The 22,804-nt window shown below is 70.9% G+C and carries 14 protein-coding genes; 10 read left to right on the top strand and 4 right to left on the bottom strand.

From position 1 onward, the window contains the following. The first annotated feature begins 2 nt into the window (after positions 1-2). From OHA88_RS13590 to OHA88_RS13570, 5 genes are all read left to right on the top strand, one after another. Entirely contained in the window at positions 3-596 is a 594-nt protein-coding gene (locus OHA88_RS13590) for a (2Fe-2S)-binding protein (RefSeq protein WP_267000446.1), read from the top strand. 2 nt (positions 597-598) lie between these two features. Beyond that, positions 599-2,983: a xanthine dehydrogenase family protein molybdopterin-binding subunit gene (locus tag OHA88_RS13585; RefSeq protein WP_267000444.1), complete on the top strand. Its 2,385-nt coding sequence runs from the start codon at positions 599-601 to the stop codon at positions 2,981-2,983. A gap of 467 nt (positions 2,984-3,450) precedes the next feature. Beyond that, the gene (locus OHA88_RS13580) at positions 3,451-4,914 is read left to right on the top strand and encodes an NCS2 family permease (RefSeq protein ID WP_328625719.1); all 1,464 of its coding nucleotides are present in this window, start codon (positions 3,451-3,453) and stop codon (positions 4,912-4,914) included. Positions 4,915-4,951: 37 nt separating this feature from the next. After that, positions 4,952-6,103 carry an XdhC/CoxI family protein gene (locus OHA88_RS13575; RefSeq protein ID WP_328625718.1) on the top strand — a complete coding sequence of 384 codons (1,152 nt, stop codon included), beginning with the start codon at positions 4,952-4,954 and terminating at the stop codon, positions 6,101-6,103. A 237-nt stretch (positions 6,104-6,340) separates the two neighbouring features. Beyond that, positions 6,341-10,102: a S8 family peptidase gene (locus tag OHA88_RS13570; RefSeq protein ID WP_328625717.1), complete on the top strand. Its 3,762-nt coding sequence runs from the start codon at positions 6,341-6,343 to the stop codon at positions 10,100-10,102. 221 nt (positions 10,103-10,323) lie between these two features. Here OHA88_RS13570 and OHA88_RS13565 read toward each other — a convergent pair whose 3' ends face one another. From OHA88_RS13565 to OHA88_RS13555, 3 genes are all read right to left on the bottom strand, one after another. After that, on the bottom strand, positions 10,324-11,535 hold the full coding sequence (locus tag OHA88_RS13565) for an MFS transporter (RefSeq protein WP_328625716.1): 1,212 nt from the start codon (positions 11,533-11,535) through the stop codon (positions 10,324-10,326). A gap of 187 nt (positions 11,536-11,722) precedes the next feature. Next, the gene (locus OHA88_RS13560; RefSeq protein ID WP_328625715.1) at positions 11,723-12,763 is read right to left on the bottom strand and encodes a hypothetical protein; all 1,041 of its coding nucleotides are present in this window, start codon (positions 12,761-12,763) and stop codon (positions 11,723-11,725) included. A 289-nt stretch (positions 12,764-13,052) separates the two neighbouring features. After that, entirely contained in the window at positions 13,053-14,675 is a 1,623-nt protein-coding gene (locus OHA88_RS13555) for a peptidoglycan-binding protein (protein WP_328625714.1), read from the bottom strand. Between the two features lie 349 nt (positions 14,676-15,024). Between OHA88_RS13555 and OHA88_RS13550 the strand changes: the two genes are divergently transcribed. The 3 genes from OHA88_RS13550 to OHA88_RS13540 all read left to right on the top strand — a co-directional run bounded on the left by OHA88_RS13550 (position 15,025) and on the right by OHA88_RS13540 (position 17,576). Then, positions 15,025-15,258 (top strand): acyl carrier protein, encoded by a 234-nt coding sequence (locus OHA88_RS13550; protein ID WP_267000429.1) that lies wholly within the window; start codon positions 15,025-15,027, stop codon positions 15,256-15,258. Positions 15,259-15,338: 80 nt separating this feature from the next. Further along, positions 15,339-16,637 (top strand): beta-ketoacyl-[acyl-carrier-protein] synthase family protein, encoded by a 1,299-nt coding sequence (locus OHA88_RS13545; protein WP_328629680.1) that lies wholly within the window; start codon positions 15,339-15,341, stop codon positions 16,635-16,637. A 21-nt stretch (positions 16,638-16,658) separates the two neighbouring features. Then, complete coding sequence (locus OHA88_RS13540) at positions 16,659-17,576, top strand: alpha/beta fold hydrolase (RefSeq protein WP_328625713.1); 918 nt, start codon at positions 16,659-16,661, stop codon at positions 17,574-17,576. A gap of 144 nt (positions 17,577-17,720) precedes the next feature. Here the strand turns inward: OHA88_RS13540 and OHA88_RS13535 are convergent, their stop codons facing one another. Further along, positions 17,721-20,138 carry a lamin tail domain-containing protein gene (locus tag OHA88_RS13535; RefSeq protein WP_328625712.1) on the bottom strand — a complete coding sequence of 806 codons (2,418 nt, stop codon included), beginning with the start codon at positions 20,136-20,138 and terminating at the stop codon, positions 17,721-17,723. Positions 20,139-20,652: 514 nt separating this feature from the next. Between OHA88_RS13535 and OHA88_RS13530 the strand changes: the two genes are divergently transcribed. Together OHA88_RS13530 and OHA88_RS13525 are read left to right on the top strand one after the other, a co-directional pair. Then, complete coding sequence (locus OHA88_RS13530; protein ID WP_328625711.1) at positions 20,653-21,906, top strand: ROK family protein; 1,254 nt, start codon at positions 20,653-20,655, stop codon at positions 21,904-21,906. Positions 21,907-22,264: 358 nt separating this feature from the next. Further along, the gene (locus OHA88_RS13525) at positions 22,265-22,777 is read left to right on the top strand and encodes a flavin reductase family protein (RefSeq protein WP_328625710.1); all 513 of its coding nucleotides are present in this window, start codon (positions 22,265-22,267) and stop codon (positions 22,775-22,777) included. The last annotated feature ends 27 nt before the right edge of the window (positions 22,778-22,804 follow it).

Genomic DNA, 22,804 nt, shown 5'->3' with positions numbered 1-22,804 from the left:
TCATGCGCGTCAATTTCACGGTCAACGGCCGTAAGCACGAGGCCGACGACGTCTGGGAGGGCGAGTCCCTCCTCTACGTGCTGCGCGAGCGGATGGGCCTGCCCGGTTCCAAGAACGCCTGCGAGCAGGGCGAGTGCGGCTCCTGCACGGTCCGCCTCGACGGCGTCCCGGTCTGCTCCTGCCTGGTCGCCGCAGGCCAGGTGGAGGGCCGCGAGGTCGTCACCGTGGAGGGCCTCGCCGACTTCGCCGCCCACCGGTCCGAGGCACACCCCGGCAGTGGCTGCGCCCCCGGCGCCTGCGGCACCTCGCTCGACCAGGCCCGCCGGTGGGAGGCCAAGCCAGCCGCCGAACAGTCCCGGAACACCGGCGAACTCTCCCCGATCCAGCAGGCGTTCATCGACGCCGGCGCCGTCCAGTGCGGCTTCTGCACCCCCGGCCTGCTGGTCGCCGCCGACGAGCTGCTGGAACGCAACGCGGAGCCGTCCGACGCGGACATCCGCGAGGCGCTCTCCGGCAACCTCTGCCGCTGCACCGGCTACGAGAAGATCCTCGACGCGGTCCGCCTCGCGGCCGCCCGCGCGGAAGAGACGGTGTGACGATGGGCGTTACCGGCTCCCCCACGAACATCCACCAGGGCACCCGCACCAAGGGCGGCATCGGCGAGTCCACGCTCCGCCCCGACGGCATCCTGAAGGTCACCGGCGAGTTCGCGTACTCCTCGGACATGTGGCACGAGGACATGCTCTGGGGCCACACGCTGCGCTCCACGGTGGCGCACGCCGAGATCGTCTCGATCGACATCTCCGAGGCGCTCGCCACCCCCGGCGTCCACGCCGTACTCACCTACGACGACCTGCCGACCTCGGTGAAGAACTACGGCCTGGAGATCCAGGACACCCCCGTCCTCGCCCACGGCAAGGTCCGTCACCACGGCGAACCGGTGGCGCTCGTCGCTGCCGACCACCCGGAGACGGCCCGCCGCGCCGCCGCGAAGATCAGGATCGACTACCGCGAGCTGCCCGTCATCACCGACGAGGCGTCCGCAACCGCCCCCGACGCGATCCTCGTCCACGAGGGACGCAACGACCACCACGCCGGGCACGTCCCGCACCCGAACATCGTCCACCGCCAGCCCATCGTCCGCGGCGACGCGGACGCGGCAGCGGCCCGGGCCGATGTCATTGTCAGCGGCGAGTACGTCTTCGGGATGCAGGACCAGGCCTTCCTCGGTCCCGAGTCCGGCCTGGCGGTCCCCGCCGAGGACGGCGGCGTCGATCTGTACGTCGCCACGCAGTGGCTGCACTCCGACCTCCGCCAGATCGCCCCCGTCCTCGGCCTGCCCGAGGACAAGGTCCGCATGACGCTCTCCGGCGTCGGCGGCGCCTTCGGCGGCCGCGAGGACCTGTCGATGCAGATCCACGCCTGCCTGCTGGCACTCCGTACCGGCAAGCCGGTCAAGATCGTCTACAACCGGTTCGAGTCCTTCTTCGGACACGTCCACCGCCACCCCGCGAAGCTCTGGTACGAGCACGGCGCCACCCGCGACGGCAAGCTCACCCACATGAAGTGCCGCATCGTGCTGGACGGCGGCGCCTACGCCTCCGCCTCCCCGGCAGTCGTCGGCAACGCCTCCTCGCTCTCCGTCGGCCCGTACGTCATCGACGACGTCGACATCGAAGCGATCGCGCTCTACACCAACAACCCGCCGTGCGGCGCCATGCGCGGCTTCGGCGCGGTCCAGGCGTGCTTCGCCTACGAGGCGCAGATGGACAAGGTCGCCGCCGAACTCGGCATGGACCCCGTCGAGTTCAGGCAGCTCAACGCCATGGAGCAGGGCTCCCTCCTGCCCACCGGGCAGGTCGTCGACTCGCCCGCCCCGGTCGCCGAGCTGCTGCGCCGGGTCAAGGCCCGGCCGCTGCCGCCCGAGCGCCAGTGGGAGGTCGCCGGCGAGGAGGCCGACGTGCGGGCCCTGCCCGGCGGCCTGTCCAACACCACCCACGGTGAAGGCGTCGTACGCGGCATCGGCTACGCGGTCGGCCTCAAGAACGTCGGCTTCTCCGAGGGCTTCGACGACTACTCCACCGCCCGGGTCCGGATGGAGGTCGTCGGCGGTGTACCGGTCGCCACCGTGCACACGGCGATGGCGGAGGTCGGGCAGGGCGGCGTCACCGTACACGCCCAGATCGCCCGCACCGAGCTGGGCGTCGCCCAGGTCACCATCCAGCCGGCCGACACCCGGGTCGGCTCGGCCGGATCCACCTCCGCCTCCCGGCAGACATACGTCACCGGCGGCGCCGTGAAGCACTCCTGCGAGGCCGTCCGCGAGAAGGTCCTGGAGATCGGCCGCCGCAAGTTCGGTACGTACCACCCCGCCTGGGCCACCGCCGATCTGCTCCTCGAAGGCGGCAAGGTCGTCACCGACGGCGGCGAGGTGCTGGCCGATCTGGTCGACGTACTGGAGGACGAGGCGGTCGACATCGAGCTGGAGTGGCGCCACCGGCCCACCGAGGCGTTCGACCTGCGCACCGGACAGGGCAACGGCCACGTCCAGTACTCCTTCGCCGCGCACCGCGCAGTCGTCGAGGTCGACACCGAGCTCGGCCTGGTCAAGGTCATCGAACTGGCCTGCGCCCAGGACGTCGGCAAGGCGCTCAACCCGCTGTCCGTCGTCGGCCAGATCCAGGGCGGCACCACCCAGGGACTGGGTGTCGCCGTCATGGAGGAGATCATCGTCGACCCGAAGACCGCGAAGGTTCGCAACCCGTCCTTCACGGACTATCTGATCCCCACCATCCTCGACACGCCGACCATCCCGGTCGATGTGCTCGAACTCGCCGACGACCACGCCCCGTACGGGCTCCGTGGCATCGGCGAGGCCCCGACCCTGTCGTCGACCCCGGCCGTCCTCGCGGCGATCCGGAACGCGACGGGCCTGGAGCTGAACAGGACGCCGGTGCGCCCCGAGCACCTCACCGGCACCTGAGAGCCCGTCGGGTGCCTCCGACCGGGCGGCCACGCCCTGGCACGCACGCTTCCGGCGTTGCCGAAATGCCCTAGTAGCTCCGCTACGAGGACATCCCGGCGCCTTGGAATCGCACGCACCATGCCGCGTCCGCTTTCCGATCGAGGGTCACCCGACAGGCTCTGAGAGCGGCTCCCGCCGAACTCTCCGGGCGGTGCGTGGCTGCCAGGAACGTCACACTTCCGCCGTCGGCACCGCCCGGAGACCCGGAGTACCGCACCGCTCGCGGTCCTCGGCACCACCCAGCAGTACCCGCAGCACCGCTGTGCCGGAAACACCCGCACCACCGAGCAGTACCCGCACATCCACTCTGCATGAACAGTTCGTCTCGGGCCGTCCCCCGGGTCGTGCAGCCAAGCAGTCATCCCAAATCCCGCATTCCGATTCTCCATCGCGGGTGTCCCTGTGAACCTTGGGAGTCAGGCATCATGACCCAGCAGTCAGTGGAGCCCAGGACCATCGCGGAGGAGGCGGGCCCCGGCTCGCGCATCCCCGCCGGCAGATCCTGGCTCGACCGGTACTTTCACATATCCGAGCGTGGATCCACCGTCGCGCGCGAAGTGCGCGGCGGCGTCACGACCTTCATGGCCATGGCGTACATCCTGCTGCTCAATCCGCTCATCCTCGGCGGCAAGGACGTCGAAGGACATCTGCTCAGCCAGCCGGGACTGATCACCGCCACCGCGCTCGCCGCGGCCGCGACCACCCTGCTGATGGGCTTCGTCGGCAAGGTGCCGCTGGCGCTCGCCGCCGGTCTCAGCGTTTCCGGCGTTCTCGCGTCGCAGGTCGCCCCCGCCATGACCTGGCCGCAGGCCATGGGCATGTGCGTGATGTACGGCCTGGTGATCTGCCTCCTGGTGGTCACCGGCCTGCGTGAGCTGATCATGAACGCGATCCCGCTCCCGCTGAAGCACGGCATCACCATGGGCATCGGGCTCTTCATCGCCCTGATCGGTCTGTACAAGGCCGGGTTCGTCGGCAAGGGCTCGCCGACCGGGCCGCCCGTCACCCTCGGCATCAACGGCGAGCTCGCCGGCTGGCCCGTCCTGATCTTCTGCGTCACCCTCCTGATGATCTTCATGCTGCAGGCCCGCGCCGTACCCGGTGCGATCCTGATCGGCATCGTCGTGGGCACCGTGATCGCGGTCGTCGTCCACAAGGCGGCTGGTCTCGACGCCAAGGCGTGGAACATGTCGCCGCCGGAACTGGGCGGCAGCGCGGTCTCCGCCCCGGACTTCTCCCTCTTCGGGAAGGTCGAATTCGGCGGCTGGGGCGACGTCGGCGCGATGACCGTCGGCTTCATCGTCTTCACCCTGGTGCTGGCCGGCTTCTTCGACGCGATGGCCACCATCATCGGTGTCGGTACGGAGGCCGAACTGGCCGACGACAAGGGCCGGATGCCGGGCCTGTCCAAGGCGCTGTTCATCGACGGCGCGGGCGGTGCGATCGGCGGTGTCGCCGGCGGCTCCGGCCAGACCGTGTTCGTCGAGTCGGCGACCGGCGTCGGCGAAGGCGCACGGACCGGTCTGGCCTCCGTGGTCACCGGCCTGTTCTTCGCCGCCTGCCTCTTCTTCACCCCGCTCACCGCGATCGTGCCGCCCCAGGTGGCCTCCGCGGCCCTGGTCGTCATCGGCGCGATGATGATGCAGAACGCCAAGCACGTCGACTGGAGCGACCGCGCGATCGCCGTCCCGGTCTTCCTCACCGTCGTGCTGATGCCGTTCACGTACAGCATCACCCCGGGTGTTGCCGCCGGTGTGATCTCCTATGTCGCGATCAAGGTGGCACAGGGCAGGATCCGTGAGATCGGCGGTTTCATGTGGGTGCTGACCGTCATCTTCGTCGTCTACTTCGCACTGCACCCGATCGAGAGCTGGCTGGGTGTCAACTGACCCCCGCCCCTGAACACCACGCTTAAGGAGACACGCCATGCTGGACATCGCCGAAGAGCTCCACCGGTGGGTCAAGCAGGGACGCGAATTCGCCGTCGCCACCGTTGTGGAGGTCGGTGGGAGCGCGCCCCGGCAGCCGGGGGCCGCCCTCGCCGTCGACCGCGACGGCACGGCGATCGGATCGGTCTCCGGCGGGTGTGTGGAGGGCGCGGTGTACGAGCTGTGCCAGCAGGCCCTCGACGACGGCACCACCGTGCGGGAGCGGTTCGGCTACAGCGACGAGGACGCCTTCGCCGTGGGCCTGACCTGCGGCGGTGTCATCGACATCCTGGTGACACCGGTCCGTGCGGACGACCCCGCACGCCCGGTGTTCGCCGCCGCGCTCGCCGCCGCGGTGGCGGGGGAGGCGGCGGCGGTCGTACGGATCACGGACGGGCCCGCCGAACTCCTCGGCAGCCCCCTCCTCGTGCACCCCGACGGTTCGTACGAGGGCAGGCTCGGAGGGCATCCGGAGCTGGACCGCACCGCGGCGGCCGAGGCCCGCGCGATGCTGGACGCGGGCCGGACCGGCCCTCTCACGATCGGCGCCGAGGGATCGCGCTGCGGCCGGCCGCTCGGACTGCTCGTCGAGTCGAGCGTCCCACCGCCCCGGATGATCGTCTTCGGGGCCATCGACTTCGCCGCCGCCCTGGTCCGGGTCGGCAAATTCCTCGGGTACCACGTCACCGTGTGCGACGCCCGGCCGGTCTTCGCGACCGAGGCCCGCTTCCCGGACGCCGACGAGGTGGTCGTCGACTGGCCGCACCGCTATCTGGCGGCCACCGCCGTGGATGCGCGGACGGCCCTGTGCGTGCTGACCCACGACGCGAAATTCGACGTCCCGCTGCTGGAGACGGCGTTGAAGCTGCCGGTCGCGTACGTCGGGGCGATGGGTTCGCGCCGCACGCATCTGGAGCGCAACGAGCGGCTCCGCGAGGTCGGCGTCACCGAAATCGAACTGGCCAGGCTGCACTCGCCCATCGGTCTCGATCTCGGCGCACGCACCCCGGAGGAGACCGCCCTGTCGATCGCCGCCGAGATCGTCGCCGAGCGGCGCGGTGGCAGCGGAGTCCCGCTCACCGGCGCACATACCCCGATCCATCACGAAAGCGGGCAGCCGGTGGCCGGACGGATCTCCTCGGTTGCCTGACCGGTTCCCGGACCGCGACACGGAATCCGGCGACCGGGCGTGCGGGCTCACCGGAACGCGGCGCGACGCCGCGGAGTGGGCATGAGCCGTCGCTCGTCGGCTGGGTGAAACCGGCTGAAAGAGGCGCAGTTGCGGGGGTGTCCGCCGGAACTCCTGAAAGGGCGGGATGCCGCCACGGCGGCATCCCGCCAGACATGGGCGCAGACGCGGGTGGGAATTTGCCGGTAGATCAACCCCATGACATTCACACCCTCCTCCGCTTCCGGCCGGGCGAGACCCGTGCGTGCGGGACGCAGGGCCCTGCTCATAGCGACCTCCGTCGCTCTCGTGAGTGGCGCCCTGCTACCCGCGGCAGGTGTCGCTTCGGCGGCGCAGGCCGCCCCCGAGGCCACCGGACACTCCCGGACCCCGATCCACCAGTACGACATCACCCTGCTCACGGGCGACGTCGTCCACTACGCGGACGGCGTCGGCAAGCAGGACACCGTCACGGTGGACCGGCCCGACGGTGCGATCGGTGGTGTGCATGTGCAGCAGGCGGGAGACGACGTCTACGTCCTGCCCGACGAGGCGACCCCCCTGCTGGCAGCCGGAAAGCTGGACCGCCGGCTGTTCAATGTCACAGCCCTCGCCAAGATGGGCTACGACGACAAGAGGGCCGGTGGCATCCCGCTGATCGCCACCTACTCGGCGAGCCGGTCCCGTTCGCTGCCCGCCACCCCCAGTGGCGCCAAGACGGTCCGCCGGCTCGACAGCATCCACGGCGCCGCGCTGAAGGCCGACAAGGACACCGCCCGTTCCTTCTGGAAGGACATCGCGCGTCCGTCCAACGCCCGTTCGCTGGACGACGGCATCGCCAAGCTGTGGCTCGACGGCCGCGCGAAGGCCACGCTCAAGGACTCCGTGCCGCAGATCAACGCCCCGCAGGCGTGGGCCGAGGGATATGACGGCAAGGGCACCAAGGTCGCCGTCCTCGACACCGGCATCGACCCGACCCACCCGGACGTCAAGGACCGCATTCTCGAGTCCAAGAGCTTCGTTCCCGGTGAGGAGGTCCTCGACAAGAACGGCCACGGCACGCACGTCGCCTCCACCATCGCGGGCTCCGGTGCCGCGTCGGACGGCGTCAACAAGGGGGTCGCCCCCGGCGCGGACCTGATCATCGGCAAGGTCCTCAGCAACGGGGGCTCCGGCGAGGACTCCGGGATCATCGCCGCGATGGAGTGGGCAAAGGCCGAAGGCGCCGACGTCGTCTCCATGAGCCTCGGCTCCAGCATCCCGGACGACGGCACCGACCCGATGTCGCAGGCCGTCGACGCCCTCTCGGCGGACGGCGGCCCGCTGTTCGTGATCGCCGCAGGCAACGCGTACGGCGCAGGCACCATCGGCTCGCCCGGTTCGGCCGAGAAGGCGCTGACCGTCGCCGCCGTCGACAAGCAGGACGCCCGCGCGGACTTCTCGTCCATGGGCCCGCTCACCCGGTCGTACGGCCTGAAGCCCGACCTGTCCGCCCCCGGCGTCGACATCAACGCCGCCGCCTCGCAGGCGGTCCCGGGCATCAGCGGCATGTACCAGCAGATGTCCGGTACGTCGATGGCCACCCCGCACGTCGCCGGCGCCGCGGCGATCCTGAAGGAGCGTCATCCCGACTGGTCCGGTCAGCGCATCAAGGACGCACTGATGACCTCGTCGAAGCGGCTGCCCGACTACACGCCGTACGAGCAGGGCACCGGCCGGCTCGACGTCAAGGCGGCGGTCGACACGACGGTCGAGGCCACCGGCTCCGTCGCCGTCGCCTCGTACGACTGGCCGCACAGCGCCTCGGACCCGGTCGCCGAGCGGACGATCACGTACCGCAACACCGGTACGCAGGACGTCACCCTGGACCTGGCCACCGGCACGGACTCGGCCGCGTACACGCTCTCCACGTCGAAGCTGACCGTCCCCGCCGGCTCCACCGCCGACGCCGTGCTCTCGCTCGACCCGTCGAAGGTCGCGGCCGGCACCACGTTCTCCGGCCAGGTCGTCGCGAAGGACGCGTCCGGCGCGACGGTCGCGCACACCGGCTTCGCGCTGAACAAGGAGCAGGAGCTCTACGACCTGACGTTCAAGCTCCGCGACCGCGCGGGCAAGCCGATGGACGGCTACGTCGTCCTCGGCGAACTGAGCGACCCGTACCTCACCCTCAACGTCGTCCCGGTCTCCGGCGACACCACGCTGCGGCTGCCTCCGGGCACCTACACCTCCTGGGCCTCCGTCGACGTCGACGGTGACCGCCCGGACTCGAGGGCCGTCGCCTTCCTCGCGGAGCCCGAGACGGTCCTCGACAAGCCGACCACCGTCACCTTGGACGCGTCCAAGGCCCGCAAGATCAGTGTGCGGACGCCGAAGGAGACCGAGACCCGGCAGCTGCGCTACGACATGGCGCGCACCACACCGAACGGCGGGGTCTTCCGCGACGCTTACCAGATCCCGGTGGCGTACGACCAGCTGTGGGCAAGCCCCACCAAGAAGGTCACCCAGGGCAGCTTCAGCTTCCTGACCCGCTGGCGCCAGGGCGAGAAGCAGATCGACCTGTCGGTCGACGGCCTTGATGTGCCGGTCACCGTGCAGGGCGGTTCGCCCGTCGCCGAGGACAGCAGCCAGAAGCTGGCCGCGGTGTTCGCGGCCAATGGGGCCGAGGCCGACTACAAGGGTCTGGACGTCAGGGGCAAGGCTGTCGTGGTCCGCCGCAGCGACGCGGTCGCCGCGGCCGACCGGCTCGCCAACGCGCTCGCCGCGGGTGCCAAGGCGCTCTTCGTCGTCAACGACGGACGCGGCGTGGCGTTGGAGTGGTACACCGAGTACGGCACCACGACCACCATCCCGGTCGCCTCGGTGCAGCAGCTGGCCGGCGAGACCCTGATCAAGGCGGTCACGCGGGGCGAGAAGCTCACCATGACCCAGCGCAGGTTCGCCCGGTACATGTACGACCTGGTCGACCGCCACAACGGCAGCGTCCCGGACCGCTCGCTGGCGTTCGCCCCGAGGACCAGTGAGCTGGCGAAGGTGGAGAACACCTTCTACGGCCACAAGGCCACGCTCGGCGGGGGCTACCGCTACGACATCCCGGACTACGGGCCGGGCCTCGGCTTCGCGGAGTACGAGAAGTTCCCCGGCACCCGCGACGAGTGGGTCACCCCGCTTCCGGGCGCCTCCTTCTGGTACGAGGACCACTCGGTCTTCAACGCCACGGAGAGCGGTTTCGCGCACGAGATGCGCAGCGGCGAGATGGACTACACGGCGGGTCGCACCTACCCCGCCGACTGGTTCGCGCCGATCAGCCGACCGCGTCTGGGCACCGGCTTCTGGGGTCCGTTCCGTTCCGTCACCAACGACATGCAGTTCAACTTCACCCCGTGGACGGACTCGGGCGCGGGCCACTCGGGCTCCATGCCGGAGGACGAGTACGACACCACCACCACCGCGTTCTACCAGGGCGACACGCTGATCCGGAAGGTCGCGGGCCGGGCCGGATACATCGGGGACCTGTCGGCGGAGCAGCTGCCGTACCGTTTCGTCCTCGACTCCACCCGTGACGGTGACGTGTGGAAGACCTCCACCCGTACGCACACCGAGTGGAGCTTCGTCTCGGGCCGGCTGGACCAGAACGGTCCCTGGCAGGCCGACCTCGCGCTGCTGCAGATGGACTACAAGGTCGACACCGACCTCGCCGGTGACGTCGAGGCCGGCCGGTGGACCGAGATCGGTCTCGCCTCCGGCACGCAGGAGTGGCTGGACGGCGCGGTGAAGGCCAAGAAGGCCTCGCTGTCGGTCAGCTACGACGACGGCAGGACCTGGAGCGCCACGGAGCTGCGCAAGACCTCCGAGGGCAACTGGACCGCCCGGTTCAAGACGCCCGACAAGGCCGGCGGCTTCGTCTCGGTCAAGGCGCACAGTGAGGCCGGGAACGGGCTCGGCATCGACCAGGAGATCATCCGGGCGTTCGGTCTGAAGTGACCTCGGCCGAAGTGGCCTGCTGAGCACCCTGCTTGAGGCAGCTCCGAACTCCCGACCGGGGGAGCGGAGCCGCCTCTCTGCGTTCCGGTGGGAAGGTGCGGTGGATGGAACGGTGGTGCCTCCTCGGGTCGCGCGCCACCGGACCGAGCCGTTCGTGCCGCGGGACCGCCGGACGCGCCCGTCCGCCTGCGCCACCGTGTCGAGCGCGGGCAGCGAGAACATCACCGTCGGTACCGGCTGAACACGAACGCCGCACAGAGCAGCACCGGGGCTGCTGCGAGCGAGAAACACACCGTGAGCGGCAGTCGGCCCACCAGCAGACCCACCGCGGCCGTACCACCGGAGGACCCGGCATTGAGCGCGGTGTTGACCCAGGCGCCGGCCTGCGTACGGCTGCCCGCGTCGACGGACTCGTCCGCGATCAGATACGCGGTGGTGATGGCGGGCGCGACGAACAGCCCGGCTGCGGCGGCCACGGCCACCAGGACGTACACGTTCGGCGACACCCCCGCCGCGACCGAGGACACCCCCAGAGCCGTGCCAAGTACCGTCAGCCGCACCCGACTTGACATGCGCCACGAGACGGCGCCGTACACCAGACCACCGACCGCGCTCCCTGCGGAGAGCGCCGCCAGCACCCAGGCCACCGAGGCACCCTGATGACGCTCTTCGGTGAAGGCCACCAGGAGCAGGTCGAGGGCGCCCAGGCACAGCCCCACCCCGGCCGAGACCACGGCGGCGTGACGCAGCCCGACGGTACCGAGCAGCCGTTTCCCGGACGGTCCGGCAGGCGGCAGGGCCGTCGCCCCGGACGGGCGGCCGCCCTCACCGCGCAGCGCCGGGGACGACACCAGCGCCGACGCGCCGACGAGTACGAGTGCGGCGCTGACGGCCACACCGGCCGCCGGCTCGGCGAACCTCACCAGCAGGCCCACCAGCAACGGCCCGGTGACGTACAGCAGTTCCTCGGCCACCCCGTCCAGGCTGTACGCGCGCTGCAACAGTTCCCGGTCGGGTACGAGGCTGCTCCACACGGTCCGCATCACGGGCCCGAGCGGTGGGGTGCAGGCACCGGCCGTGACGGCCAGCGCCCCCAGCCGGAGCCCCGAGGCGCCGGGCTGCCAGGTGGCATACGCCAGGGCGGAGAGGAGCAGTGCGTAGGCGGCCCCCATGGGCGGGAGTGCCTTGCGTGGCCCGTGCCGGTCGATCAGGGCGGCACGGGCGGGCGAGAGGAAGACACTGGTCGCCCCGAACAGCGCCATGACGGCGCCGGCCATGGAGTACGAGCCGGTGGCATCCTTGACCGCCAGCATCAGGGAGAGGGAGACCATCCCGTACGAGAGCCGCCCCAGCAGTGCGGCACCGAAGGTGCGGCAGGCGTGACGGGTGCGCAGGACGGTTGCGTACGAGGGAGCGTGCGAAGGCGAAAGCATGAGGACTGTTCCTCGCGAAGGCAGCGCGGAGTTACGCGCTGTGCGTGTGCAGGGACGCCGGAGTGCCGCACCCGGTGTGGCGGGGTGCGGTCGGTGCGGTGTCCTAGGCACGGGGGAGGAACATGCGTGCAACGTAGCAGGCGACCGGTCGGTGCGGACACCCCGTAGAAGGTGTCCGGCGGTGCCCTCAAATGGTCGGCCGGCCCGCCGACTTGTCCAGGATCGCCTCGGCGGTCCGCCACAGCCGGGGCAGGAACCGGCCGACATCCTCGGCACGGCGGAGAAGATCGTCCGTGGACGTGATGCCGAGATCGGCGACCAGCGCCCGGAAGGCCGGGGCGAGCGCGGCGTGCAGTTCCGGGGCGTCGGCGGCCAGGATGGTGTGACAGCGGGCGAACGTGGCCACGATCCAGAAGACCGACTCGCGGTGGTCGCCCCGGTCGATGAGGAACCGGCTCCCGTCGATGGCGATCGGCCGTGCCTGCGCGGTGATGTCGCTGCTGAAGAAGAACGGCGTCCTGGCCACCCGGGCGGTGGCGTCGAAGGTGCCGGCCAGCTCGTCCAGATGGTGCCGTACGACGTGGGCGGACAGCCGTGCGCAGCCCAGGAGTTCCAGAAGCTCGGGGTAGAGACGGTCATGCCCGTACACGGCGAGGACCTCGCGGGCCGCGACGTAGCGCAGGCGCACGGTGGGGTTGCGCAGCGCGGCGACCAGCAGGACGTGGGTGGTCACCCCGGTCGGGAACAGCCAGCCGGTCACCTGCTCGTGGAACGGTGCGGAGGGGTCGAACGCGGCGAGGCGGGATTCGATGCGGTGGCGGGCGTCCTCGCACCGGCGGCGGACCCAGGCCGGTTCGGCGAACCGGCGGGAGACGTCCGCGTGCAGGGTGCGCAGCCGGCCGGTCGGATCGGCGATGATCGTGTCCCTGCGGAAGCTCCCGGCCAGGTGGTACGAGGAGAGGACGTCGTCCGCCGAGGAGAGCTCCGCCCACGACAGGTGGCTGATCTCCAGGAGCGCGCCGCGGAATCGGAGCTTTCCGGGCTTGGCCGGAGGACTGTCCTCTGCCCTGACGACCACGATGTCGACGTCGGAGGACGGTGACAGCTCGGCATCGTCCGGCAGGCCGACCGTCGAACCACTGAAGTACGCACCACGGAAGCCGGGATCGGTCCCGGCGTGCTCGGCGACCCACCGGGCCGCGGCGGATCGTGCGGCTCCGACTCTCACAACGGCTCTCCTCGGTGACATCCCGTGGCCCACACATGGCGTTGGTCGTTGTCAGTCTCCTCCGAGGGTGAGCGGTCGAGCGTCCCGGGCAGGCCGGAACAGGCTCTGCGCCGGCGCCCCGGACGGTGGGCCGCCGGGCCGCATCCCGCTGTGCGGGAGCAGAGGTCAGGTGCCCAACTGATCAGGTATGTCAGACACCTGACGGCCCCTCCGATGGCCCGCCCGGACGGCCTCCGGCCCACCGTCCCGCCGTGGACGCCGTTCAGCGGCTGCGTTCCGGCACGAAGGGTCAGCGCCCGGCGTGCAGCGCCGCCCAGGTGTTGCTGCTCACGATCCCGGTGACCGCCAGCCCCTGGCGAGTCTGGTAGGTGCGCACTGCCGTCGCGGTGACGGGACCGAAGGTCCCGACGGCATCCACGGTCGTGCCGAGCGCCGCGGTCAGCGACCGCTGGAGCCGCTTCACAGCGGCGCCCGAGTCGCCCTGGCGCAGAGTCGGCGTGGAACCGGCCGACAGGAGCGCGGTCCAGGTCTTCGGCCCGACGATGCCGCCCGCGGGCAGCCCGCGGGTCGTCTGGTACGCCTTCACCGCGCTCAGCGTGGCCGCGCCGAAGTTCCCGTCCGCGGCGCCGGCAGTGTAGCCGTGCGTGTTCAGCAACTGCTGCACCGCCGTGACCTGGGCGCCCGACGCCCCGCTCTGCAGGAGCGTGTACGAGGCGAAGCCCAGCCCGTCGCTGCTGCTGCTCCCACCGCTCCCACCGGTGCTGTTCCCGTTTCCGCTGATCCCGCTGCTGCTGTCGCCCTCGACGAATCCCATGTAGCGATTCCAGTCCCAGTACCGTCCCGGGTCGGTGTGGTCGGTGCCCGGCGCCTCGCTGTGCCCGATGACGTGGGCCCGGTCCTTCGGGATCCCGTACTTGTCGCACAGCGCCCTGGTCAGCGCGGCCGAGGCGCGGTACATCGTGTCCGTGAACCAGGACGGGTCGTCGATGTACCCCTCGTGCTCGACGCCGAGCGCCGATGCGTTGGCCTGTTTCGCGTGGTACGCGGTGTCGCTGTCGCGCACCGTCTGGGTGATCTGCCCGTCGGAGGACCGGACCACGTAATGGGCGCTCACCTCGGCCGTCGGGTCCTGGAACCACTTGATGGAGCCCGCGTACGAGCCCTGCGTGACATGGATGACCACCTTGTCGATCGTTGCCGTCCGGCCGACGGTGAAGTTGTGCGAGTCGGCCGGGACCCACAGTGCAGACGGGTAAGGCGTGATCGGGGCGCGTCCGGCAGTGGCGGAGAGAGTGCCCTTCACCGGATCGACAGGGCGTGCGGCGACCGAGATCCGCTCGCCACCGGGGACGGTGGCAGCGAACCCTTGTGTCAGGAATGCGTAGACGGTGTCGGCGTAGCGGGCGGCAGGGCGGCCGGTCGTGCCGCTGTACTGCGCGACGGCCGGGTACCAGGCGTCGATGTCGTCGCGTTCGTCACCGTCCAGGCCCAGCCGGTCCGCGTACGAACGCAATACGGCCGCACCGCCCAGGATGTTGGCCGCGGTGTCCCGCCGCAGCCGGGACAGCGGCTCGCCGGTGATGTCGGCCGCCTTCTCCAGCGTCCGGCTCGCGGGGTTGCTCGCCAGGTGCATCACGCCGTACCCGTTCGCCTGGCTGGGGTGCCCGGTGTGGCCGTCGAGATGGGTCTCGCCGTAGCCGACGGCAGCGAGCAGATCACGCGGTACGTCGAACTTTCCGGCCGCCCGCACGAACGCCTGGTCCATGGCGTGTCGGCTGTCGGCGGGGGACGCCGGAGGATGTGCGGCCGGGGCGGCGGCGGCCGGTGTGCCGGTCGCGGTCAGTGCGGTGACGGCGAGGGTCGCGAGGACGGATGCGCGGCGCCCGGTGTGGGCTGGGGCTCGTCTGGGCATACCTGCTCCTGCTCTGTGGGGGGAGAAGAACGGCCCCCGGACCCTGGTGGGGTGGGCCGGGGGCCACGAAGCCCGGCCAAGGTATTTATGTGTCCCGGGCATGACAATGATCTTCAGGCGTGTCGAACTCCCTTTCACTCCAATGGGGTTGGCCGACAGATCGGGACTTCTCCGCGCGGGGCTGTGGATTCGTACACCTGGTCGGTCAACCACCGCACGAGGGAAGGCGGACCGGACACCTCACCGCGAAGGCGTATAAAGGGTCCCTCCGGAACCGGCCGGCGTCCCCCGATGGCACGTGCACCTCGCGCGGCAGGCGTCACCGTGTACGACAGCGGAGGAGTGCCCCATGAGCACAGCGGAAGAGATCAATACCTTGCTGGTGTCGAACTTCGGCACCGATCCTCTGGCGATCGGTCCCGAGGTGCCGCTCCATCAGCTCCGCCTGGACTCACTGGCCCTGGAGGAGCTGCGGCTCCTGATCGAGGACCGGATGGGGGTCGATCTGGACGATGTCCAGCTGACCTCGCGGGACACCTGGGGCCGGCTGGTCGAGACGATCCACGGCAAGGTGGCCGCGTGACAACGCGCCCGGCCACCGAGAGCTTGGTGGCCCGCCCGGTCGCCGGGAGTCGGGTGGCCCGGCCGGCCGACGAGAACGTGATGGCCCGGCCGGCCGGCGAGAGCCAGGCGGCCCGTCCGGTTGCCGCGCGCCGGATCCCGCCGCAGCGGCTGGAGCCGTTCAGCGCCGCCGTCACCGGAATCGGTCTGGTCACCTCCGCCGGCGTGGGCACCGGTGCCACCTGGCGCACCGTGTCCGAGGCAGTCGCCGCGCCCTCCGTCCTGCGGCGGTCCGAACTCACCGACCTGCCCTGCGACTTCATGTACACGATCACCGGCCTCGACACGAGGGCCGTCCTCGGTGCGGCCACGCACCGGCTGATGGACCGCTTCTCGCAGCTCGCCGTCATCGCGGCCCGCGAAGCCGTCGCCGACGCCGGGCTCGACCCCTCGGTCTGGGACAGCGGACGGGTCGCTGTCGTCATCGGCTCCGCACACGGTGGACTGCCCTTCTACGACGAGCAGCACGCCACCCTCGCCGGGCGCGGTGCGCGCCGGGTCTCCCCGAAGCTCGCCCCGCTGACCGTCGTCAACGGCGCCGCCAGCAGCGTCGCCACGGACCTCGGTGCCCGCGGCCCGAGTCAGGCCGTCTCCACCGCCTGCTCCTCCGGCACCGTCGCGATCGGCACCGCCCACCAGATGCTGCGCACCGGCGCCTGCGACATCGTCATCGCGGGCGGCGCCGAATCGGTCTGCTCCCGGCTGCTGATCGCCAGCGCCTGCCAACTGAAGGCCGTCTCCACCCGCCGTGAGGACCCCGAGGCGGCCTGCCGCCCGTTCGACACCCACCGCGACGGCTTCGTCGTCGGCGAGGGCGCCGGCCTCCTGGTTCTCGAGCGCCCGGAGCACGCCCGCGCACGCGGCGCCACGGTCCGCGCCCGCATCGCCGGATACGGGGCGTCCAGCGACGCGTACTCGGCGGTCGCCCCCGACCCCGAAGGGCTCGGCATCGAACGCGCGCTGCGCACCGCCCTCGCCGACGCCGGGGTCGACGGCGCGGACGTCGGCCATGTCAACGCCCACGGCACCTCGACGGTGGCCAACGACCTCATCGAGGGCACGATGCTCCGCCGGGTCCTCGGCGACCATCCCCTCGTCACCTCGACCAAAGCGATGACCGGACACACCCTCGGCGCCGCGGGCGGCATCGAGACCGCACTGACCGTGCTCGCGCTCCAGTGCCAACTCGTGCCACCCACGGTCAATCTCGACGCGCCCGACCCGGCGATCCCCATCGACGTGGTCAGCAAGGAGGCCCGGCCGAGCGTGTTCGACGTCGCCGTCAAGACCTCACTCGGCTTCGGCGGACACAACGCCGCACTCGTCCTCACCAGGGCCTGACGCAGAAACGGAAGACCCCGCATGCCCGAGGAGACTCTCCGGACGCTGTCGGTGTACGGACTGCGGTACGGCTACCGGCTCCTGCAGCAGCCCGCACCACGCACCGAACCGGTCGTCATCCTCGGCGGTGCACTCCAGGGAATGTTCGGCTGGCCCCAGATGGACAACCACGTGGGGGCAGTCGCCGACGTCGTGACCGCCGACCTGCCCGGGATGGGCGGGGCCGACGCCCTCCCGGCCGTCCCCAGCGCCGGGATCATGCGCACCGCCCTCACCCGGATCATCGACGACCTGGGTGTGGAGAAGGTCAATCTCTTCGGGTACTCCTACGGCACCTCGATCGCCCTCCAGTGCGCTCAGCGCAACCCGGGCCGCATCGCCCGGCTGATCCTCGGCGGCGTGCCGTCCCACATCGACGACAGCCAACGCGCCCACTGGCGACGGGCCGAGGACCGGCTGAAGGCCGGTGACCTCGAGGGCGCCGCGACCCTGGCCGCCGAGGGGCTGATGTGCCTCGACCCGGACCGCACGGTCCACCGCAGGGAGCTGGCGCTGCGCTACGTACGCCGCTCGCTCCTGCACGCGCTGTGCCGTTCCCCGCATGCTGCGGACTCGGTGTGCCGGGTGCTGGGAGATCCGCCGGACTTCTCCGGCGGCCTTGCCGGCGTACCCGCTCTGGTCTTCGCGGGCGAGCACGACACGGTGAGCTCCCCTGCACAGCAACGGGAGTTCGCCGCCACCATCGAGGGAAGCCGGTTCCTCACCATCACGGAGTCCGACCACTGGGTAGTCCTCGAACGGCCCGACGACGTGGCGGATCTCGTGGCCCGCTTCTTCACCGACCGCCCCCTCGACACCGCCCCGGGGCTCGCCGCACTGCCGCGCCCGCGTCGGGCGGGGCATGGCGCGACGGCCCCCGGATTCGCTCCGAAGTGTTGAACCCGCCGGTGACTTCGCGGCTCCCGGCTCGACCGCATCGTCGGATCCTCGCACGCTGCGGCCGAGCCGGCGGAGAGCTGTGCGGGGCCGCACTGCTCGTGACGCCCGCATCCCTCCCGATACCCGCCGGGCGGGCCGGTCAGGTCAGTGCTGACCGTGATCCGGGGCGTTCACGTCCACGCGCACGATCTGCGGGTCGTGGTCGCTCGCCTGGTCGGCGAACTCCGCGTTGATGTGCACCACGTCGTAGTCGAAGCAGGGGACACCGGGGCTGATCAGGATGTGGTCGAGTGTCTGCGAGTTGCCCTCGTACACATAGCTGTACTGCTGATTCTTCGGCAGTGTCGTGATCAGCGGCTTGAGCGCTCTGCCGTCGGTCAGCGCAGCCATCGTCGGCGAGAACGCGAAGTCGTTGAGGTCGCCGAGTGTGATGACCCGCGCCGACTTGTCCGCCGCCAGCAGCGACTTGACGAAGGTGTTGACCTCCGTCGCCTGCTTCACGCGCTTCGTCTCCGAGCTGCGCGTCGGCTCCTGGTAGCGCCCGTGCAGGGGCTGGTCGCCGCCCTTGGAGGCGAAGTGGTTGCCGATGACGAACACCGGCTTCCCGTGGAAGCGGAACTCACCGACCAGCGGCTTGCGGCTGTCGTTCCAGGCGTCGCTGGTCGGGGCGATCCGGCCGGGCGAGGCCGACAGGGTGACGCCCTTCTTCGTCTTCACGGCCGTCACCGCAGTGGTCGCGTCGCCGCCCGGGCGGTCCACGAAGTCGACCCGCTCGGGGTTGAAGAGGAAGACGTTACGGATGTTGCCGCCGGGCTCGCCGCCGTCCTTGCCGTTCTCGGGGGCGATGTAGCGCCAGGCGTACTGCGGGCCGCCCGCCGCGACGATCGCGTCGGTGAACCGCTTGAGCGTCGCGTCGGACCCGACCGTGCCGTCGTTCACCGCACCGTTGTCGTCCTGGATCTCCTCCAGCGACACGATGTCGGGCGAGGAGAGGTTGACCGCGACACCCGCGGCGAGGGTGTCGAACTTGCCCTGCTCGTCGAGCGCGTCCAGGTTCTCCACGTTGTACGTGGCGACCGCGAGCTCCTTGTCCTTCTGCTTCCGGGTGACCTCGCGCTGCAGGTGGTGGTCGGTGAGCGTGCCGAGCTCGGTGGCCTGGAGGTTGTAGCCGCCGAAGGAGTCGTAGTCCAGGACACCGGTGGTGGTGCCGGACAGCACGTCGCCCACGTTCGCGACGGGGACCGGGCGGGTGGCGTCGAGCGACATCACCTTGATGCGGCCGGTGTTCTGGTCGGTGTACGAGGAGTACAGCGTGCCGCCGCGCCGGGTCGGGTTCTCGTTCGGCTTGATGGTCACCCAGACCTCGTGGTACGCGGTCGTCGCGCCCGTGACCCGGGTGTCGGCGATCTTGACGCGGGTGCCTTCGAGCGACTCGTAGAGGTCGAGGGCGTACGTCGCCGGGTCGAGGGCCAGCGTGTCGATCGATCCGCCGTCCGCCGACGGGACGTACGCGTCCGGTACCGAGGCGGCGTCGAGCACGACCGGCGCGGGCAGCGCGTTGCCCGACGACAGGACCGTGACCCTGGGGGCGGTGATCTCGGTGATCGACTGGGTGGTGGTCGACGGGTAGTACTCGTCCACCTTGCCGCTGACCAGCACCGAGTCGCCCACGGCGACGGCCGGTGCGGCGGAGCCGGTGAAGACGAAGACCCCTTCGCCCGTACGGGGGTCCGCGTCGGGCGTGGCGTCCTGGATCCAGAAGCCGCGCGAACCGCTGGTCCGCACACCGGTGACGATGCCGGGGACGCCGGTCACCGACTGGCCGTCCAGCGGCGAGACGCGGGTGGTGCCCTGGATGTCGTGCACCCGCACGGTGCCGGGCTCGGTCGGGTTGCCCGGGTCGCCCGGTCCCGCACCGCCGGACGTCTCACCGGCCGCGTTGACCGGTGTCGGGGCCCCCGCGGACAGGTCGGCCGCATTGTCGTCGGTGTCGGCGAGCGATGCGGCGCGCGCCACGGAGGCGGTGGCGGAGGTACCCGTCGCCGGCCCACTGCCCTCGCGTACCACCGCGGAGCCGTAGCCGACGAGGTCCACGATGCGGGTGTCGGCGGCGCAGTCGGCCGCGGTCTTGCAGGTCAGCGGGGTGGTGCCCGAGACGAGGGCGACGGTGCCGCTGGTCGCGGACATCGCGACGGTGCCGGTGGCGTCCGGGGTCGGCAGAGCGACGGTGCCGCCGGTACCAGCGGCCTGGGCGACCAGGTAGCGGCCGCCGGGGGCGACGGATCCGGTCAGCGCGGAGACCTGCCACAGGGAACCGGCGGACGGCGAGCCCGGCAGGTACTGGACGCTGAAGCCGGACAGGTCGTACGCGGAGGAGCCGGCGTTGGCCAGCTCGATGAAGTCGCGGGTGAGCGTCGCACCCGAGTTGCCCCCGCCGCCGTACACCTCGGAGATCACGGCGGTCGAGGACGGCGCCGCGAAGGCGGCAGGCAGAGCGGTCGCCGAGAGGGTCACGGCGACCGCGCCGGCCAGCAGGACGGAACGCGGTCTGGATATCTGCACGGTGAGCTGCCCCTCAGAGTGTGATGAGAGGCCACAAGCTATGCGCGTAGAACCGGCGATGACAAGGCATCAGAGGTTAATTCCAGAAATCGTTCCACCGCCCTGGTCTCCGTTCGTCCACCGAGGGCCGGGACGTGTCCGCGTAAGAGCGCTGAACGCACAGTCCGCCACGCGCGGTTGTCCATGATGCGGGCAGTGGTTTGACCGGGTTACGTCATTCCGGCTACGTTGCCCGCCATGCAGCGATCCGCACACCTGACGACTCGAGGTCATGTCGACCTCAAGCGTGTGTGCTCCGCTGCGTGTCACCAGGCCTGAGAGCACGGCGCCCGCGCGACCGGCCACAGGCGAACCCTCGGGTGCAGCCCACCGGATCTTCGCAGGGTGTTTCTCTCCACGGGAGAAGCAGAGCCCGCTCACCGTGCCCCGCACGGCAGCAGCGGTCTGCCACGCGCTCCTTCCCCGACGAGCGCGCACCGCGTCACCCGCTGCCACCGAGGACCTGGAAGACACTGTGAAGAGTCTGTCTGCGGCCGCCCGCCGAGCCACCCCCCTGCTCCGTTCCGACATACCCGCCGTCGTCCCCGCCCGCCGTGTCCCGGGCACCGGTTCCGTGATGGGCGCGATCCTCGACCACGGCCCGGTCGCCAGGTCCACCGTCGCCCGGCTCACGGGCCTTTCGCCCGCCTCCGTGACCGGTCACGTCGGCCAGCTGCTCGCCCGCGGACTGGTCCGGGAGAGCGCGGAGACCGCAGGCCCCCGGGGGCTCGGGCGGCCGCACATCCCCGTGGAGATCGACACCGGCCGCTACCTGGTGGCCGGGGCGCACATCGCCGTGGCCCACTCGACCGTGTCCCTGATGGATCTGCGGGGCCGGATCGTCGCCGAGGACCGGCAGCCGCACCGCACCACGGACCCGCACCGGCTGCTCGCCGGCCTCGCCGAGCGTCTTCCCCGGCTGGTGTCCGCGCGTGCTGCCGGGCGGACCGTGCTGGCCCTCGGCGTCGCCACCGGGCACCGGGTCGACCCCGTCGCCGGGATGATCGTGGAACATCCACTGCTCGGCTGGCGCGATGTGCCGGTACGGGACGTCCTCTCCGCCGCGACCGGGCTGCCGGTCCATGTGGACAGCCACTCCCGGGCGTTGGCGCGGGCCGAGCAGATGTTCGGCGAGGCCTCGACCCGGGCCAGCATGGTGCTGCTGTTCATCGGCGCGGTGGTGGACGCTGCTTTCGCCACCGAGGGCGCCATGCACCGGGGTCCGCGCTCCGGGGCGGGCAGCATCGCCCATCTCCCCCTCGGGGCGGGCGGATCCGGTGGCGCCGAACCGTGCTCGTGCGGGCGGTCCGGCTGTCTCCAGTCCGAGGTGTCGGAGCGGGCCATGGTGCGGCGCGCGGCCGAACAGGGGCTGCTGGTCGCCTCGTTCAGGGAGCTGCTGGACCAGGCCCTGGCCGGGGAAGCGCGGGCGGTGGCGCTGTTCCGGCGCCGGGCCCGGCTGGTGGGCCGGGCCGCGGCGCTGCTCCTGGACATGTTCGACCCCGAGGTGCTCGTCGTGGTCGAACCCGGAGCGGGCCGCATCCCGGAGTGTCTGGCCGATCTCCGCGAGCAGGTCGCGGAACGCTCCTGGGTGTGCGACGACCCGGAGCGCGCGGTGGTGCCGAGCAGCTTCACCGGCTCCGTACTGGCCACGGCGGGCGGCGCGGTCGCGCTCGGGGCGCTGTACATGGACCCGCTCGGCCCTTGGCCCGCGCTGCCCGCGGTGTCCTGACGGAGCGGCACAGCACCCGACTTAATTCAGGAAGTTGCATTGTTGACCGGGCCCGAGCCCGAACGAGATGATGGATTCATGACCAGCCAGCAGCGGAATTCCCGGTACGCGCCCTCAGCGGCGCGCCACCGCCGCGCGGCCGCGCCGGTGCGTATCGCCGTCCGGCGTTTCTGTTGTCGCTCCTGTCCGGGTTGCCGATAACCACTCGCTGACTTTCGCGAATGGTCAGGCGTGGATGCGCGCTGCCTCAATCAGGTCTGTGCTCACCGTACTTGTGCAGAATTCTTCTGCCGGCCTCCCCCTTCCCGCCCTTTCACTTCTCCTTTCCCTCCGCCCTTTTTCCAACTCGGGAGAGACGTTGACTGTCACTGTGCCCTCATATCCTGCGACGGCCGCGACGGGCATTGCCCCGGACCGGTTCAAGCAGGCCTTCCGCCGCTATCCGGCCGGTGTGGTCGTCGTCACCGCCGACGCCGGTCACGGACCCGTCGGCTTCACCGCGACTTCGCTCGCATCGCTGTCGCTCGACCCGCCGCTGGTCTCCTTCGGGATCGGGACCACCACCTCGTCCTGGCCCCACATCGAGCGCGCCGACACGGCCGTCGTCAACTTCCTTGGCGCCGAACAGCGTTCGCTGGCCACGACGTTCGCCACCAGCGGCATCGACCGGTTCGCCGCACCGACCGGCTGGCGGCGGCTGCCGCAGGGCGAACCGGTGCTCGACGGCGTGGCCGGCTGGCTGCGGCTGGAGATCGAACAGACCGTCCCGGCGGGCGACCACCGCATCGTCATCGCGCGGGTCGTGGACTCCTGGCTCGACGAGGGGCGCAGCCCTCTCCTCTTCCACAACGGTACGTACCACACCCTCTGAAACCGCCGATGACGACTCGCTGCCCCA

This window comes from Streptomyces sp. NBC_00353 (assembly GCF_036108815.1).
Lineage (GTDB): Bacteria > Actinomycetota > Actinomycetes > Streptomycetales > Streptomycetaceae > Streptomyces.
Note: the sequence above shows the minus strand (reverse complement) of the source record. Positions and strands in the feature narration are given on the sequence as shown.